Consider the following 16,238-nt stretch of genomic DNA (forward strand, 5'->3'; position numbering starts at 1 on the left):
TCGTCCCTATTATCGGACACACTTCGACCGGGTTCAGCCCAGCAGGATCTCGCCCAGCTCCCGAGCGGCCGCCTCGATCCGCGGCGCCCAGGTGGAGGTGTCCGCGGCGGCCAGCGTCACGACGCCGACGCAGCAGGCCAGACCGACCGACCCGGGGATCGAGGCGACGACGCCTTTGGCGCCGGCGATCAGCTCGCCCTCGCTCTCGAAGACCTCGGCCCGGCCCTCGCGGGCGGCCAGCAGCGCGCGGCCGAGGGCGCCCACGCCCAGTGGCGTCCGGCTGCCGGGACGGTAGGCGAGGTGGAAGGTCGTGGTGCGTGGCTCGACCACGGAGATGGCCAGCGCCTCCTCGCCGTCGGCGATCGCCAGGTGCGCGGTGGCACCCAGCTCCTCGGCGAGCTGCTCGAGCACCTCGCGGGAGCCGTTGCGCAGCGTCGGCGCGATGTTCTGGCTCAGACTCACCGTGCCCAGGCCGGCCGTCAGCAGACCCTCCGCGTTCCGGCGTACCAGCCGGTGCTCGACGAGCGTGCCGACCAGGCGGTAGACGATGGTGCGGCTCAGTCCGAGCTCGGTGGAGATCTGTGCGGGGGTCAGCCCCTCGGTCGAGGCAGCCACCAGCTCGAGGACGTCCAGCCCCCGGCCCAGCGTCTGGGAGGTGTCACCGGGCTTCGTCGTCATGGTGCTCACCCTAGGAGACCGCGGTCGCGGCACCAGCCTTCGAGGGTGTCGAGGCACTCGGCGAGGTGGTCGGGCTGCCCGACGTAGTAGTGCGTGGCGCCTTCGACGACGTGGTAGCTGGCGTCCGGCGTCGCCAGCGCGGCCCGCACGGTCGGGTTGTGGGTGGCGGGGACCGCGTCGTCGGCGGAGTTCTCGATCTGGAGCACCGGCGTCGCGCGGATCCGGGCGGCGTTGGCCGCGCCGCCGCCCCGGGACGCCTCGAGGCTCCACTGGCTGAGCCACGACCGCAGTGTCGTGTAGCGGGCCAGCCCGACCGGCCCGACGTTGGCCGTGCGCGGGTCCCCGAGGTAGCACCAGCCGGGGTGCCGGTCGTTGGGGTCGACCGCCGGGTCGAGCCACCGGACGTCGCACATCGTGCGGTGCACCAGGAACGGCCGTTCCACCTCCGGGCCGGCCTCGGCGCGCAGCCGTTCGAGCTCAGCCCGCGCCCAAGCCGTGATCCGGGCGTTGCGGTCGCGCTGCGCCTGCCGGAAGTCGGCCACGAACCCGGCGTCGTACGGCGGTAGGTGCGCGGCGTCCTCGGCGTAGATGTCCAGCTCGGGGTCGCGCCGCGCCGGGTCGGTCTCGTCGGTCACGGACGGGTCCATCCACTCGGTGAGCGTCTCGGCGCGCGACAGGTGCGCGGCGATGAAGACCACGGCGTCAGCCGGCACCAGGCCGGCGCCGACGACCTCGACCGGGTCGCCGGCCGGCGTGCTCCTGATCGTGGGCGACTCGGCCTCGGCCTGGTAGAGCAGCGACAGCGAGCCGCCGCCGGACCAACCGACCAGCACGACCCGCTCGTAGCCGGCGCTCTCGCGCGCCCAGCGCACCCAGGCGCCGAGGTCGAGCACGACCTTCTCCAGGATCAGCGAGGAGTCGTTCTTGGGGTAGCGGCTCGCCGCGCACAGGACGTGGTGGCCGCGGTCCGCGAGGGCGGCGGGCATCGGGAGCAGGTTGAGGGTGCTGGTGGGGTGCATGAAGACGAAGACCGTGCCGCTCTCGGCCTCGCCCCGCAGCAGCTGGCCCTCCAGGACCGTGCCCTGGCTCCCGGTGAACCCGTACGTCTCGCGCACCGCGGCCACCTCGTCGGTGTGCAGCACCAGCGCGACCCGGCGGAACGCCTCGGGCCGCTGCTCGGCCCGGATCACGCGAGGGCGCCCTGAGGACCCCGGCCCGACCAGGTCCACGGGTAGTCCGGCTCGTCGCAGGCGAGGGCGGCCTCCCCCAGCTCCAGCGGCCGGAAGGTGTCGAGCATGAAGGCCATCTCCATCGGCTCGGTCATGCCGGGCGAGTCGAGGTAGGCCTCGCGGCGCGGGCCGTGGGTGTAGGCAGCGGGGTGCAGCGACACCGAGCCAGTCGCGATGCCCGAGCCCTTGCGGGCCGCGGTCTCGCCGGCGAAGTAGAACATCACCTCGTCCGAGTCGACGTTGGAGTGGTAGTAGGGCACCTTGATCGCGCCCTCGCCGAACTCCAGCGGTCGGGGCACGAAGTTGCAGATGACGAAGCCGTCGGCCTGGAACACCTGGTAGGTGGGCGGCGGCATCAGCGTGCGCCCGACGACGGGCGCGAAGTCCCGGTAGTTGAAGGCGTAGGGGTAGAGCTGCCCGTCCCAGCCGACGACGTCGAACGGGTGGTGGTCGTAGGTCACCACCGACCCCGCGACCCCGCTCGCGCTGCGGTGCCGCACGTAGACGTCGGTGTCGCTCCCGGCCGCGTCGGGAACGGCGAGCAGCGGCCCCTCGGGCACCCGGAAGTCGCGCTCGGTCATCGGCGATCCCTCGAGGAACTGGCCGAAGCGCGACCGGTGCTTGTCGGGCGGCCGGACGTGGCCGGAGGCTTCGACGCACAGCGCCCGGAAGGGGCCGTGCGTGTCCACGTCGACCGGCAGCCACCGGTGGATGGTCACCCGGGGCACGACGACGTTGTCGCCCTGGCGCACCTCGATCCGGCCGAACACGCTCTCCAGCACGGCCGCGCCGCTCTGGACGAAGACGACCTCGTCGCCGACGCCGTTGCTGTAGAGCGGCGAGTCGGCACCGGCCACGACGTAGCTCATCCTGACGTCGGCGTTGCCGAGGAAGGTCCGGCGGTGGCGTACGGCGTCGCGCCCGTGCGGCTCGTCGTCGGGCCAGAGGTCGGGCAACCGCAGGTGCCGCGGGCGCAGCGGGGTGTTGGGGGTCAGCGACTGGTCGCCGAGGTCCCAGTGCCGACTGTCCACCAGGTTCGACGGGACGCCGAGGTGGTAGAGCAGGGAGCCGGTCCCGGAGAAGCCCTCCTCGCCGATGAACTCCTCGAACGTCGGGGTGTCGCCGTCGACGGAGAAGGCGACGTGGCGCTGGGGCGGGACCTGGCCCACGCTGCGGTAGTACGGCACGGAGGCATCCTTCGGGTAGTCCAGCACACAGTCAGTTTCACTATATGCGATCCCGTGTCCTATATGTGAAACTCAGTGCAGGGCCACCAGCTCGTGCAGGGTCCGTCCGGTCTCGGTGCGGGTCACGCCGTCGAGGGTGACGGTCAGCTCGAAGGTCGAGTCGAAGCGGAAGTAGCCGGGCCGGCCCACGATCCGGTTGAGGATCGGCTTGATCAAGCGGCTGCGGGCGATCGGCACGTCGTCGAGCAGGTCGTGGGCGTGGATCACCTGCTGCACGTCGAGGCGCAGGTCCACGACACCGTCGACGGTCAGCCGGATCCACTGCGGGTACTCCCGGTGGGCGACGTCGGAGTAGAGCATCGGCCCCTCGGTCAGGGTCACCTCGCCGGTGCTGAGCACGACGTCCCGGCCGCGGGCCAGCATCAGCGGCCGGGACTCGTGGAAGTCGAAGCGCTTCTGCGTCTTCACCGTCGCGAACAGGAGCGAGAGCTCGTCGGTGTAGAGCCGGCCCCAGTGCCACCGGTCGATGATCCGGGGCATGTTGCCCACGCCCCAGTTGTGGTCGTGGTAGCCGCGGCCGGCGACCTCGCGGGTCTCGCCGTCGAGGGTCACGGTCCCGGTCACCGCGCAGCGCGGGCCGGGCACGACCCAGCCGAAGTAGTCGGTCTCGTTGAAGTCGGTCTGACCGCCGCCGGGCATCCACGAGGGCGTCTCGTTGGTGAAGGTCAGGTCGAAGACCAGGTCCTCCTCGGCGGCGTACACGTGATGCACCGGGAGGTCTCCGCTGTAGTCGGAGCTGGCGTGGCTCGCCCCGATGCGTACGTCGCACCGCTCGGACGAGGCCGAGAAGTCGCTCTTGGGGTGGTGCTGGGTGACCTGCCGGCGGGTGCCGTCGGGGTAGTAGACGAGCAGCTCGACGATCGGCTTGCTGCCCGGGGGCTCCTCGGGCCGGCGCTTCTGGAGGAACGCGACGACGGTGTGCCCGGAGTCGAGCCGGGCGTCGAAGTACCAGTGCTCGAAGGCCCATTTGCTGTCACTGTGGTGCAGCGCGTTGTCCTGCTCGGTGACGACGGTGAGGGTGCCGTCCTGGCGGCCGGGGCCGTTCCAGGCCTCGACGATGTCTGTCTTCGTGGGCACTGCGGTTCTCCTGAGGTGGGTTTCGGGTGAGGTGGTGGGAGGTCGGCGGCGCAGAGTCAACGGCGCAGGGAGCTGCTGGCGTCGAACTCGGCCTGGCGGCCCTCCATCTGGGCCTTCCACCAGCTCTCGCGGTGGCGGTCCATGAGCTCGAGGTGGGCCTGCTTGAGGCCGGGCACCCGCCGGAGCAGCTCGGTGACGGTGACCAACGGCCAGCGCGCGAGCAGGATCATCAGCCACGGGAACGCCGGCGGCAGGTCGTAGGCCTTGCGAGTCGGCGGCATCATCCACAGCGCGGTGTAGGCGGAGTAGATGCCGTGGTTGTAGCGGGCACGCAGCTTCTTGAGGCCCTTCTGGCCCTCCCGCGGCGCGAAGGCCGCGGGGAACGACTCGATCAGCTCCTTGCCGGCCTCACCGGAGTCCCACGAGCGCGCGGCGGTCGTCATCGCGACCGTCTGGAGGGTCTCGACGATCGTGGTGGGCGCCCAGCGCGGCTGGACGCCGAGCAGGTGGCCGAGGTAGCGGTTGAAGTGGATCAGCGCCCGGATCTCCTTGGGCGTGGTCTGGTAGCCGAGCAGCCACAGCGACAACGCCGGGACCGTGCTGCCGCCGATCTGCGTCATCTGCTCGTAGGTCTGGCAGATCGGCAGGCCCCAGGCGTCGGTGTCCCACTCGGGGTGGTCGCCCACCCGCTTGCGGACCGCGACGTGCATGATCCGCACCTGCATGGCGGTCGCGCGCCCGGCAGCGCCCTGCTCGAACAGCGCCCCCGGCTGGGAGGTGTCGATCCAGAAGCGCGAGGTCTCGAGGAAGCGACGCAGCGCGTTGTCGCCGGCATAGCCACCGGCGAGCGACAGCGGCATCGCCACCGCACCCTCGGTGTAGATCTCCAGGGTGATCACGCCGGCGACGCTGAACAGCATCGTGCCCCAGCGTTTCCAGACCGACGCCCCGAGCTCGACGAGGTCGCGGTCGACCCAGTCGGGCACGTTCTCGAACTCGGCGAAGAGCTCGCGCATCGAGTCCGGTGCGTCGGGCACCGAGTCGATCCCGTGCTCGAGCGCCTGAGTCACCATCTCCCGGCCGCGCTTGTGCCCGATCTCGCCGAAGAACACCTCGTCGACGAAACGCTCGGCCACCGGGTCCCCGGCGAAGAGGTCCTCGCACAGCGCGGTGGCCTGCTCGTCGGTGGGGAACAGGTCGTGCCCGGTGAGCTTCTTGAACACCCGGCGCCGCTTCGTCCAGGTGGGCGTGTCCTTGGTCTCCCAGTAGCGGAAGGCGGTGGGGCAGGTGCGGTCGGGGCCGGTGGTCACGGTCACGGTCGGGCCTTTCGTCGGGACGTGTCCCTGATATCGCTACTAGTTGTCCGGAATGTGATGTGGGATACCGTAACGCACTTCCATACATTTGTGTACGGTTGGGGTGTGACCACCCCTCGCAGCACCCGGCCGCGGCTCGCCGCGAAGGACTGGGTGACCGCCGCGCTCGACCTGGTGCGCACCGACGGCATGGAAGCGGTGACCATCAACCGCCTGTGCGAGCACCTCGGCGTGACCCGGGGCAGCTTCTACTGGCACTTCGCCGACCTCGACGCGCTGCGCGAGGCGATCACCGAGCACTGGTGCGCCGAGACCCGGGCCGTGCTCGACGGGCTGGTCCACCTCGAGCTGCTGCCCCCGCTGGAGCGGCTGCGGGCGATGACGCTGCGACTCGTCGACGAGCGCTCGGCCAGCGTGGAACGCGCCCTGCGCGACTGGGCCCGCACCGACGCGCGGGTGGGCGACGCGGTGGCCGCCGCCGATCTCTTCGTGTTCGGGACCGTGCAGGGTGCCCTGCTGGAGCTGGGCCACGAGCCCCTGGAGGCGCGCCAGCGCGCCGGACTGCTCGTCTACGCCGGCCTCGGCTTCGCCCACGGCCACGCCGCGCTGCCGGTGCCGACGCCCGAGGAGATCGAGCGGCTGCTGGCACTGGTGGCCCTACAGGGGCTGTAGGTCGTCGACCTTCCAGGAGTCGCCGACCCGGACCAGGTGAACCGTGACCCGGGTCTGCCCGACCTTCACCGGGTCGTCGGGCCCGAGGTCCTTGCTCGCCACCAGCACCTGGTCGACGTAGACCAGGCACACGACGTGGTCGTCGGTGTGGCTGACGATGCCCGCCGCCCGCACCCGCGCCTGCGAGACCGCCTGCTTGGTGGTCGCCAGCGGCCGGACCGTGGCGTCGAAGGTGGTGCGGAACTCCTCGGCGAACTCGACGGTCATCCGCGACGCCGCCGCCGTGACCGTGCGCTCGAGGTCACGATGGTCGTAGGAGAGCGCGATCGGTACGACGTCGACCGCCGCCTGGACCGCGGCGCGCGGCTCCCCGGTGACCGTGCCGACCGTGTAGGTGCCGTCCTCGGCGACGGCCGGCTGGACGGCAGCGGACGGCTCACGGTCGGCGAGACGCCACGTGAGCACGGCCGCGCCGACGACGAGCAGCGCCAGCACCGCGACCAGGATCTTCCGCCGCCCGGTCATCCGACCTGCTCCAGCCCGGAGACCCGCCAGGCGGCCTCGTCGTCGACCCACGACAGCCGCACCCGCACCCGGTAGTTGTTGGTCTCCGTGCCCCCGTCGGGCAGCGTCGTGGTCGCGTCGACCGCCACCAGCACCTGGGCACGGTCGCCGTCGAGGAACTCCAGCGCGGCGCCGTTGTCGGGCACGGCAGCCGTCACCTCGAGGCCCTTCGACTCGACCTCCTCGACCAGCCGGTCACGCTGCGCCTCGTAGTCGGTCCTGAACTCCCCCGTGCTGAGCTCCAGCATGGCGTCGACGGTGGCGTCCACGTCGGCGGCGTCCAGGGTGAAGAACGTGCTCGCCGCCGTGCGGGCGGTCGTCGACGCGGCGGCGGACCGGTCGCTCTCGCGGCCGTCGTACCAGAGCCAGGCGGAGGCCCCGAGCAGGGCCACGAGCACCACCGCCAAGGCGGCGGGCAGCGCGCGGGACAGCCGTGTGGTCATGGGGTCAGGCTCTCAGTAGGTGAGGTTCTGGGTCAGCAGCCAGCCGAGGTCGGCACTGCCGTCGGTCGGGACCGACGTGACGCTGCTGGTGAGCTGGTACGCCGTGCCGTCCGGCGCCACGATGGTGCCGGTGTTGGGGTTCATGATCGCGGTGCCCCACCCGGGGGTGGCCCGGCCGGCGGTCCCGCCCGGTCGTGGGATGTTCTGGAAGCCGCGCACGTTGGGGGTGTTCGGGTCGGTCGGCGGCGCCGCGCAGTGTGCGTCGTAGTTGGGCGGGGCGTCCGGCCCCTGGCGGGGACCGGTCCGGTCGGCCGGCTCGCCGTTGGGGAGGTGCCGCTCGGTGCCCTCGTAGCCGCGCGTGCACGGGTTGTAGGGCGCGTTGCCGCGCAGCTTGACCACGTCGGCGATGTGGGCGCTCCAGATCGGCAGCCCGTCCTTGTCGTAGTGGCAGGTGCCCCGGTCGGGGCGGCCGGTGACCGGGTCGACCTTGTCGCAGTAGCGCAGCGCCTGGGAGTTGTACTCCAGCACCCAGGGGAAGACGACCAGGCTCTTGCGGATGCCGGCCAGGTTGTCGACGCCGAGGTCGGTGAGCGACACCAGGTCGTTGAGGAGCACCGGCAGTGCCGCCTGATTGTCACGCAGCAGCCCGGTGACCTGGAGCCCGGCGGCCACGCCGCGGACGAAGACCGCGTCGAAGGTCGGGTCCAGCTCACGCAGCCGGGTGGTCAGCCCGGCCAGGTCGGAGAGCGCCGCGCGGGTGCCGCCGGCGAGCTCGACCTGGGTGTCGAGCACCGTCTGCGCGTCGTCGATCAGTGCGGTCAGGTCGTCGACGTTGCGCAGGGCGCTGGCGGACAAGGTGTCGGCGTGGTCGAGGATCCGGCGCAGCTCGGGGGAGAGGTCCTGGAGCGCGGCGGCGCCCTCCAGCAGCACGGTGCGCAGGTCGTCGCGCGGCAGCGAGCGCACCAGCGCGTCGAGGTTGCCGAGGAGCTCGGCGAGGTCGGGCGGGGACAGGGTGCGCTCGAGGCGCACGGTGTCGCCGTCGGTGAGCGTGGGGCCGCCCGTCGAGAGCGGCACCAGCTGGACGTACTGCTCGCCGATCGCGGACTTCGACGACGCCTCCGCCCGTACGTCGGTCGGCACGGCGGCATCGTGGTCGAGCTCGACCACGACCGTGGCGGCGGTGCCGGGCCCGGGGACCACCTCGCGCACGGTGCCGACCCGCACTCCGAGGACGTCGACGTCGGCGCGCGGGTAGATGCCCTGGGGGTCGGCGAACACGATCCGCACGACGTCGGGCCGCTGCACCATCCGCTCGACGTGCAGCAGCTCAGTGGCGCCGTACGCGAACGCCACGACGGAGACCACGAGAAACGCGAACAGCTTGGTCCGCACCGGTCCGATGGTCATCGCGCCGGCCCCGCCATCAGATCGGCCAGCGAGGCCGGGAGCCGGTCGTCGACGACGCCGGGCCGCTGCCCCGAGGCGCGCTGGGCCAGCTGCTGACCCAGCACGTCGAACGCCTCCTGCAGCCCGGGCAGGGCCGGGAGCCCGGGCAGTCCGGGCACGGTCGGCAGGCCGGGGAGCCCGGGCAGCTCGGGGTCGTCGGGGAGGTCCGGCTGGCCGGGCGTCTGGTCCTCGAGGTCGGCGAGCAGCGTCAGCACGGTGTCGAGGTCGAAGTTGGCCTGCACGTAGGCGCCCTGGTAGTCGCTCTTGATCGTCGAGAGCGTGTTGCGGTTGAACGGGAACGACGTGATCCGCTCCAGGGTCGGCGCGATCTCCTCGCCGGCCACGGCGAGCTGCTCCAGCACCGGCCGCAGGTGCTCGAGGTCGGCCACGGTGTTGTCCCGGCTCTGCTGCACGAGCGGCACCACGGTGCGTGAGAGGCGGGCCAGCCGCTGCAGCGCCCGGGTGAGGCGGGGCCGCTGGCGGTCGAGGACGGCGAGCCCGGCCGGCAGCCGGTCGAGGGTGTCGGCGAGCACGTCACGCTGCTGGGACAGGGTCGTCGACAGGTCACCCATCGCCGCCAGGGTCGCCACGAGGGTGGCCCGGTTGGCGTCGAGGCTGGTGAGCAGCTCGTCCAGCCGCCGGGCCGCCGAGCGGGCCTGGCCGGCACGTCCGTCCAGGGCGGTGCTGAGCTCGCGCGAGATCGTGGAGATGCTGCCGAGCGAGCCACCGTTGAGCACCTGGGACAGCGCGCCCAGCACGATCTCGGTGTTGGGGTGCACCACGGTGTCGCTGACGGGGATGACCGCGCCGTCGGCGAGCGTGCCCGTCGGCTCCTCCCCCGCCGGCACGTCGAGCGCCACGTAGCGCTCGCCGAGCAGGCTGGTCTCGCGCAGGGTCGCCCGGACGTTGCCGGGCAGGTCGGCGGTCCGCTCGATCCGGCACACCACCTCGGCGTCGAAGCTCTCGTCGAGCTCGACCGAGACCACACTGCCGACCACGGTGTCGTTGGCCCGGCAGGTCTCCTTGGGCACCAGGTTGGCGGCGTCCTCGAACGTGATCGTCACCGTGTAGCCGCCGTCGCCCGCGGCGCCGGGCAGCGGCAGGCTCTGGGCGCCGTCGAAGCCACACGACGACAGGGCCAGCGCCGCCACCAGGCCGGCCGCTCCCGCGCGGGCGCTCATCGCCGGTCCCCCGCGGCCGAGCGCAGCCGGCGGTAGAGCTCGGCCTGGCTGACCGACTCGCCGGAGGCGCTCATCATGCTGATCTCGGAGAGCAGGACGCCGAGGTCGTTGCCCGCCGCCGCGAGCGCGTCACAGAGCGGGGCGAGCTGCGCCGCCTGCGGTCCGCTGACCGTCCGGCAGACCTGGACCAGCGTCGAGGAGAGCGTGACCCCGAGGTTGCTGGTGTAGATGCCGCGCTGGAGGAAGGACGTCGTGCGGCCGAGGGGGGTGCTGGCCCGCGGGTCGTCGGCGTCGTAGTTGGTGGGCAGGTTGATGTTCATCGCGTCGACGAACCCGACCGGCGCGAGGGCGAGCAGGTCCTGGAGGTCCTGGGTGTGCCGCGTGAGCACCCGGGTCACGTCGCGCAGCCCGGCGACGCTGCCCTTGATCCGGCTGCGGTTGGTGCGCACGAAGCGCGCGACGTCGTCGAGCGCTCCGGAGAGGTCGGTGCTGGCGCGGCCGATGTCGTCACGCTGGGCGTTGAGCTGCCCGCTCACCCGGGCGAGCGCCAGGACCAGGCGTCGTACCGTCTTGTCGTTGGCCAGCAGGGTGCGGGTCAGGGTGCCGGTCTGGTCGACGGTGTCCTGGTAGGCGCCGTCGCTGCTGGCGAGGGTGTCGAGGGCGCGGGCGAGCTGCTGGATGCTCCGGTTGAAGCGGCGGCCGTTGCCGTCGAGGCCGGCCGCGGTCGCGCGCACCAGCCGAGACAGGGCGCCGTCCTGGTTGGCGCCCTGCGGCCCGAGGGCCTCGGAGAGTGCGTCGAGCTGGCGGTAGGTGTCGTCGAGCTCGACGGGTACGCCGGTCCGGTCCAGGCCGAGTGTGGCCCCGTCGGCGAGCGCCTCGCCGCCGGTGTAGGCCGGTGCGAGCTGCACGAAACGGTCGCCGACGATCGACGGCGGCACGATCAGCGCGTGCACGTCGGCGGGCAGCCGCACCTCGTCGTAGGTGATCTCGACCGTGACGGCGGTGCCCTCGACCTCGACCGAGGTCACCTCGCCGACCTGGACGCCGAGGACCTTCACCTGGGCGCCCTCGTAGAGGTTGACGGTGCTCGGGAAGGTCGCGGTCAGGTGTCGGGAGCTCGAGTCGTCACCCCGCATCAGGACGATCCCGGCGACGGCGAGCGCCGCCACGACGAGGAGGACGAGCAGGCGGCGGGTCACTGGCCACCTCCGGACGAGTCGGCGGCCGGCCCGAGCGGCAGGCACGGCTGGGTGCTGCCGTTGACCGCCTCGTTGAGCTCGCTGAGGATCGGGTCGAGCACGCCGGACAGCGCGTTGCTGGGCTCCACCGTGCAGACCGCGAAACCGCGCGGGTAGGTGATCGCGCCGTCGAAGAAGCGGCCGGTGCCGCCGAGGTTGGTGAACTCGCGGCCGTAGACGCCGGTGAGGGTGATCGACTCGTCGAGGGCGTCGCGGTTGGCCCGCAGCGTGTCGAGGACCCGCTCGAGCTTGGCCAGGGCCGGGCCCACGGTGGCCCGGTTGTCGGCGACCAGCCCGCGCAGCTGGCGGGCCAGCGAGCCGGTCTCGGTGATGATCCGGGCGATCACCTGGCGGCGCGCGTTGAGCGTCTCGAGTACGTCGGTGCTGTCACCGAGGAGCCGCACGATGTCGGCGTTGCGGGCCTCGAGGGTCTCGGTGACGCCGTCGGCGCTGCTGAAGAGCTGCTGGATCTGCTGGTCACGCGACGCGACCGACTGCGACAGCCGGCCGAGCCCGGTCAGCGTGGCGCGGACCTCCGGAGCAGTGGCCTCGAGCACCTCGGAGATCGCGTCGAACGCCTCGGCGACCTGCTGGGTGTCGATCTCGTCGATGGTCTCGGTGAGCTGCTGGAACGCCGGCACCACGTTGAGCGGCGTACTGGTCCGTGACAGCGGGATCGTGCCCCCCGCCTCCAGGCTCCCCGGCCCGTCGGGGGTGACGCTCAGGTAGTGCTGCCCGAGCAGGGTCTTCACCTCGATGCCGGCGGTGGTGGCCTCGCCGAGGCGCGGTCCGTCGACGTCGAAGGTGACCACGACGGTGTCACCGGAGAGCTCGATGTCGCGCACCAGGCCGACCTTGACCCCGGCGACGCGCACCTCCTCGCCGACCTGGAGGCCGCTCGCGTCGGTGAACTCGGCCTGGTAGGTGGTGCCGGTGAAGAACGGCAGCCGCGACGCGTTGAGCGCGACCGCCAGCAGGACAGCGATCAGCACCAGTCCGTGCACGGCCAGCAGCGCCGGACGGCGCCGCCCCAGGTCGACGAGCGAGGCTGCCATCACTCGGCCCCTCTCGCGCAGACGGTGTCGCGCTCGTTGGCGGCGAGGTTGGGCGACTGGAGCAGGTAGTCGTCGCCGAGGAGCCGCAGGTTCATCGAGATCCCACAGAGGTAGAAGTTGAACGCCGAGCTGTAGGAGCCGGTGCGCGCGAGCGCGCGCAGCCGGCGCGGCATCCGCTGGAGCACCTCGGCGAGGGTGCCGCGGCTGCGGTCGAGCTTGCCGGCCAGGTCGTCGAGGGCGCGGATGTCGGCGGCCAGCGGCCCACGGACGTCGCCCACCAGCCCGGAGGAGACGGTCAGCAGGTCGGCGAGCCCGGGCAGGCTGGTCGCGATGGTGGCGCGGTCCCCCGCCAGCCCCGTCATCAGGCTGCGGAAGGTCACGATCAGCTCGGTGAGCTTGGTGTCGCGCTCGTCGATGGTCCGCAGCACGGTGCCGAGGTTGGCGACCACGCGACCGATCACGGCGTCCTTGTCGGCCAGCTCGTTGGTGAACCGCGCGGTGCTGGCCAGCAGGCTCTGGTACGTCGACCCCTCGCCCTGCACCGCCTGGAGCACGAGGGACGCGAGCCGGTTGACCTGCGTGGGCTCGAGCGCTCGGAAGAGCGGCTGGAACCCGTTGAAGAGCACGGTCAGGTTGAGCGCGGGCGTGGTCCGCGAGACCGGGATGGTCGCGCCCTCCTCCAGGGCGTCGCCGGCGCCCGGCTCCTCGGTGATCTCGAGGTAGCGCTGGCCGACGATGTTCTCGTAGCGCAGCGCGAACGTCGCGGACTCGTAGACGGGCACGGCCTCGTCGACCGTAAAGGTCACGGTGGCGACCTGCTGGTCGCCGACACCGTCGAGCTCGACCCCCGTGACCCGGCCGACCTCGACGCCGGACAGCCGGACCCGGTCACCCTTGGTGACGCCGGTGGCGTCGGTGAACTGGGCGTGGAAGGCGCGGCTCGGCGCGAACGAGAGGTTGCCGATCAGCACCGCGAGGATGCCGAGCAGCAGCATGGTCACGGTCGTGAAGACCGCCATCTTGTAGGCCGACGAGGGGATCCGGGTGCGCACGGCGGGCGTCACGGTAGCGCCACCCGACCGTCGTACAGCAGCGGGCCGAGCAGCAGGCCCGAGAGCCGGGAGCCGGTGGTGCCGGTCATCTCGTCGCCGAGCGCCTGGGCGAGGCGGGGGTCGGTCACGCCCGCGACGGACTGGAACGGCAGCGGCGCGAGGCTGAACGGGTCGGCGTCCTTGACCTGGCGCGCGAGGAGGCCGAAGCGCGGGCAGTGCGGGTCCCAGCTGGGGATTGTCGACGGCAGCACGTCGACGTTGGCGTCGCTGCGCGGGCCGTCGGGCAGGTCGCGCGGGTAGACGTAGGGGTCGCCCTGCACCAGGACGTCGACGTTGAGCAGGGTGAACGGGCCGCGGCCGCCGGTCACCTGGTTGCCCAGCTTGTCGAGCAGGTGCAGCCCCTTCATCGAGCACGGGAGCACCGACGCGTAGCGCTCCAGGAGCGCCAGCAGCGGCCGGGCCCGACCGGTCAGGGTGATCAGCGCGTCGGCGTTCTCGCCGAGCACCTCCTCGGTGGTCTCCGAGGTGGTGACCACGGTGTCGAGCAGCTCCTGAAGCCGGGCCTCCGCCGGCACCAGCAGCTCGGCGCTGATGGCCGACGCGTTGGCCATCGTGCGCAGCAGGTCGGGCGCCGCCTCGTCGTACGACGCCAAGGTGGTGGTCAGCTTGCGCAGGTCGGCGTGCAGCACCCCGAGGTGGGGGTTGAGCTCCGCGAGGAACGCGTCGGTCTGCACGATCGCGCGGCCGAGCTGGTCGCCCTTGCCGTCGAGGGTGCGCGCCAGCGTGCTGAGCACGGTCGAGAGCTGGGCCGGGTCGACCGCGCGCAGCAGCGGGACCAGCCGGGCGTAGACGTCGCCGAGCTCGACCGCCGTACGCGACTGGGTGATCACGTCGCCGGCGCCGAGGCGCGACTCATCGGGGGCGACCGGCATCAGCAGGTCGACGAACTTCTCGCCGAAGAGGGTCTTGGGCACGATCGCGGCGTCCACGTTGCGCGGGATCAGCACCGTCTCGTCGGGGTCGATCGCCAGGTGCACCGTCGCCACCCGGCCGTCGGACTCCACGCGGTCGACGCGGCCCACGAGGCGACCCTGGATCTTCACGTCGGAGCCGGGGTTGAGCTCGAGGCCCGGGTGGTCGGTCACGAGGGTGACGTCGGTGGAGTGCTGCCAGGGCAGGTCCTTGCGGTAGGCCAGCACCGAGCCGGCGATCAGGGTGGCCGCCACCAACAGGTAGACCAGGCCCAGCAGCGGCAGCCCGCGGTCACTGGGCGTCATCCTGGGCGTCATCCGGCGATCCGCACGGTTGTGGTCGAGCCCCAGAGGGCGAGGCTGAGGAAGAAGTCGGCGACCACGATCATCACGGTCGCCAGCCGGACGGCCCGCCCCACCGCGACGCCGACCCCGGCCGGCCCGCCGCTGGCGTGGTAGCCGTAGTAGCAGCAGATGAGGGTGAGGATCACCGAGAAGACGAGGACCTTGCCGAACGAGTAGAGGATGTCGATCGGTGGCAGGAACAGCTGGAAGTAGTGGTCGTAGGTGCCGGTGGTGAGGCCGTAGTAGTAGACGGAGACGGCCTGGGTCGACGCGTAGGTGCCGATCAGGGCGATCAGGTAGAGCGGGATCACGGCGATGAACGCCGCGATGATCCGGGTGGTGACCAGGTAGGGCACCGAGCGGATCGCCATCACCTCGAGGGCGTCGATCTCCTCGCTGATCCGCATCGCGCCCAGCTGGGCGGTGAAGCCGGCGCCGACCGTGGCGATCAGCGCGTTGCCGGCCACCAGCGGCGCGACCTCGCGGGTGTTGAAGTAGGCCGACAGGAACCCGACGTAGGGCTGGATGCCGACCTGCTTGAGCCCCTGGTAGCCGACCAGGCCGACCACGCTGCCGACGGCGACCACCTCGAAGATCAGGATGCCGACGGTGCCGGCGACGAGCACCATGGCGCCGCGGCCGAACGTCACCTCCGAGAGCACCCGCCAGATCTCGCGCCGGTAGGAGATGGCCGCGTGCGGCACCCCGGCCAGGCTCCGGCCGTAGAAGCGGGTCTGTCTGCCGAGCTCGGTGAGGACCCCGTGGACCCCCGCCGGGACGGCCCGCACCCACTCCATCGTCGCCATCGCTCCGCTCACAGGCCCTTCGGCGGGACGAGCTGGTAGTAGACGGCGGTGAGGATCGCGTTGGCGAGGAACAGCAGCACGAACGAGACGACCACGGACTGGTTGACACCGTTGCCGACGCCCTGGGGGCCGCCCTTGGCGTTGACCCCCTGGTAGGTCGCGACGATCCCGGCGAGCAGCCCGAAGACCAGCGCCTTGAGCTCGCCGACGTAGAGGTCGGGCAGCTGCGCGAGGGCGGTGAAGGACTGGACGTAGGCACCCGGCGACCCGCCCTGGACGCCGACGTTGAACGCGTAGCCGCCGATCGTGCCGACCGCCGTGGTGACCGCGTTGAGCAGGCAGGCGACGACGCCCATCGCGATCACCCGGGGTACGACGAGGCGCTGCACCACGGAGATGCCGAGCACCTCGAGCGCGTCGAGCTCGTCGCGGATCTTGCGGGAGCCGAGGTCGGCGGCGACCGCGGTGCCGGCGGCCCCGGCCACGATCACGACGGTGGCGATAGGCGCCGCCTGCTGCACGATCCCGACCACGGCGACGGCTCCGGTGAAGGAGCGGGCCCCGAGCTGGCCGAACAGCGAGCCGATCTGGAGGGCGAGCACGGCACCGAACGGGATGGTGATCGCGCAGGCGGGGAGCAGGGAGACACGGGTGACGAACCAGGCCTGGTCGCTGAGCTCACGCCACTGGAACGGGCGGCGGAACATGGCCGCGAAGACCTCGAGTGCGAAGGTGAACAGGTTGCCCACGGGGACCAGTGGGCGCGTCAGGGCAGAGGGAGGGGCGACTGCGGTCACGCGCGTCCCCTCCTTGACCGGCGAGCAAGTGGAACTGCGATAATCGGTAACGCAGTTGCGAATATCGCAAATGTACGGTGACTCCCGTCACCTGGCAAGACAACGACCGGGACCCCCTGGA

General features: G+C 71.8%; 16 protein-coding genes. 1 reads left to right on the forward strand and 15 read right to left on the reverse strand.

The features are described from left to right. Window positions 1–33: 33 nt before the first annotated feature. Genes BLR90_RS10545 through BLR90_RS10565 form a run of 5 tightly spaced genes read right to left on the reverse strand, consistent with a single transcriptional unit; the run spans window position 34 to window position 5,547 of the window. Window positions 34–678 (reverse strand): IclR family transcriptional regulator, encoded by a 645-nt coding sequence (locus BLR90_RS10545; RefSeq protein ID WP_091025212.1) that lies wholly within the window; start codon window positions 676–678, stop codon window positions 34–36. 5 nt (window positions 679–683) lie between these two features. Further along, window positions 684–1,868, reverse strand: coding sequence for an alpha/beta fold hydrolase (locus BLR90_RS10550; RefSeq protein ID WP_218029335.1), 1,185 nt, complete (start codon window positions 1,866–1,868; stop codon window positions 684–686). Then, the gene (locus tag BLR90_RS10555) at window positions 1,865–3,121 is read right to left on the reverse strand and encodes a homogentisate 1,2-dioxygenase (RefSeq protein ID WP_245715247.1); all 1,257 of its coding nucleotides are present in this window, start codon (window positions 3,119–3,121) and stop codon (window positions 1,865–1,867) included. The genes BLR90_RS10550 and BLR90_RS10555 overlap by 4 nt, the downstream gene beginning before the upstream one ends. A gap of 45 nt (window positions 3,122–3,166) precedes the next feature. Continuing rightward, window positions 3,167–4,231: a lipocalin-like domain-containing protein gene (locus BLR90_RS10560; protein ID WP_091025134.1), complete on the reverse strand. Its 1,065-nt coding sequence runs from the start codon at window positions 4,229–4,231 to the stop codon at window positions 3,167–3,169. Between the two features lie 56 nt (window positions 4,232–4,287). Continuing rightward, complete coding sequence (locus tag BLR90_RS10565; RefSeq protein WP_245715248.1) at window positions 4,288–5,547, reverse strand: oxygenase MpaB family protein; 1,260 nt, start codon at window positions 5,545–5,547, stop codon at window positions 4,288–4,290. Between the two features lie 105 nt (window positions 5,548–5,652). On the opposite strand from BLR90_RS10565, the gene BLR90_RS10570 reads away from it, so the two are divergent. Continuing rightward, complete coding sequence (locus tag BLR90_RS10570) at window positions 5,653–6,219, forward strand: TetR/AcrR family transcriptional regulator (RefSeq protein ID WP_091025135.1); 567 nt, start codon at window positions 5,653–5,655, stop codon at window positions 6,217–6,219. Here BLR90_RS10570 and BLR90_RS10575 read toward each other — a convergent pair. From BLR90_RS10575 to BLR90_RS10620, 10 genes are read right to left on the reverse strand one after another with little or no spacing between them, the layout of a single operon-like run. Next, the gene (locus tag BLR90_RS10575) at window positions 6,205–6,744 is read right to left on the reverse strand and encodes a hypothetical protein (protein WP_091025136.1); all 540 of its coding nucleotides are present in this window, start codon (window positions 6,742–6,744) and stop codon (window positions 6,205–6,207) included. The genes BLR90_RS10570 and BLR90_RS10575 overlap by 15 nt on opposite strands. After that, a complete protein-coding gene (locus tag BLR90_RS10580) occupies window positions 6,741–7,226 on the reverse strand; it encodes a hypothetical protein (protein WP_091025137.1) in 486 nt (161 codons plus the stop codon). Before BLR90_RS10580 ends, BLR90_RS10575 begins: the two co-directional genes overlap by 4 nt. A 12-nt stretch (window positions 7,227–7,238) precedes the next feature. Beyond that, a complete protein-coding gene (locus BLR90_RS10585; protein WP_091025138.1) occupies window positions 7,239–8,633 on the reverse strand; it encodes an MCE family protein in 1,395 nt (464 codons plus the stop codon). Continuing rightward, window positions 8,630–9,853, reverse strand: a complete 1,224-nt coding sequence (locus BLR90_RS21265) for an MCE family protein (protein WP_091025139.1) — start codon at window positions 9,851–9,853, stop codon at window positions 8,630–8,632. The genes BLR90_RS10585 and BLR90_RS21265 overlap by 4 nt, the downstream gene beginning before the upstream one ends. Then, window positions 9,850–11,052, reverse strand: a complete 1,203-nt coding sequence (locus BLR90_RS10595; RefSeq protein ID WP_143016179.1) for an MCE family protein — start codon at window positions 11,050–11,052, stop codon at window positions 9,850–9,852. The genes BLR90_RS21265 and BLR90_RS10595 overlap by 4 nt, the downstream gene beginning before the upstream one ends. Next, the gene (locus BLR90_RS10600; protein WP_091025141.1) at window positions 11,049–12,146 is read right to left on the reverse strand and encodes an MCE family protein; all 1,098 of its coding nucleotides are present in this window, start codon (window positions 12,144–12,146) and stop codon (window positions 11,049–11,051) included. Before BLR90_RS10600 ends, BLR90_RS10595 begins: the two co-directional genes overlap by 4 nt. Continuing rightward, a complete protein-coding gene (locus BLR90_RS10605; protein ID WP_170254235.1) occupies window positions 12,146–13,198 on the reverse strand; it encodes an MCE family protein in 1,053 nt (350 codons plus the stop codon). Before BLR90_RS10605 ends, BLR90_RS10600 begins: the two co-directional genes overlap by 1 nt. Window positions 13,199–13,206: 8 nt before the next feature. Beyond that, a complete protein-coding gene (locus tag BLR90_RS10610; protein ID WP_091025143.1) occupies window positions 13,207–14,487 on the reverse strand; it encodes an MCE family protein in 1,281 nt (426 codons plus the stop codon). Beyond that, window positions 14,484–15,311: an MlaE family ABC transporter permease gene (locus BLR90_RS10615; protein ID WP_091025217.1), complete on the reverse strand. Its 828-nt coding sequence runs from the start codon at window positions 15,309–15,311 to the stop codon at window positions 14,484–14,486. Before BLR90_RS10615 ends, BLR90_RS10610 begins: the two co-directional genes overlap by 4 nt. Before the next feature lie 17 nt (window positions 15,312–15,328). Next, on the reverse strand, window positions 15,329–16,117 hold the full coding sequence (locus tag BLR90_RS10620; RefSeq protein WP_245715249.1) for an MlaE family ABC transporter permease: 789 nt from the start codon (window positions 16,115–16,117) through the stop codon (window positions 15,329–15,331). Window positions 16,118–16,238: the final 121 nt, after the last annotated feature.

Source organism: Nocardioides szechwanensis (genome assembly GCF_900103935.1).
Taxonomy (GTDB): Bacteria; Actinomycetota; Actinomycetes; order Propionibacteriales; family Nocardioidaceae; genus Nocardioides; species Nocardioides szechwanensis.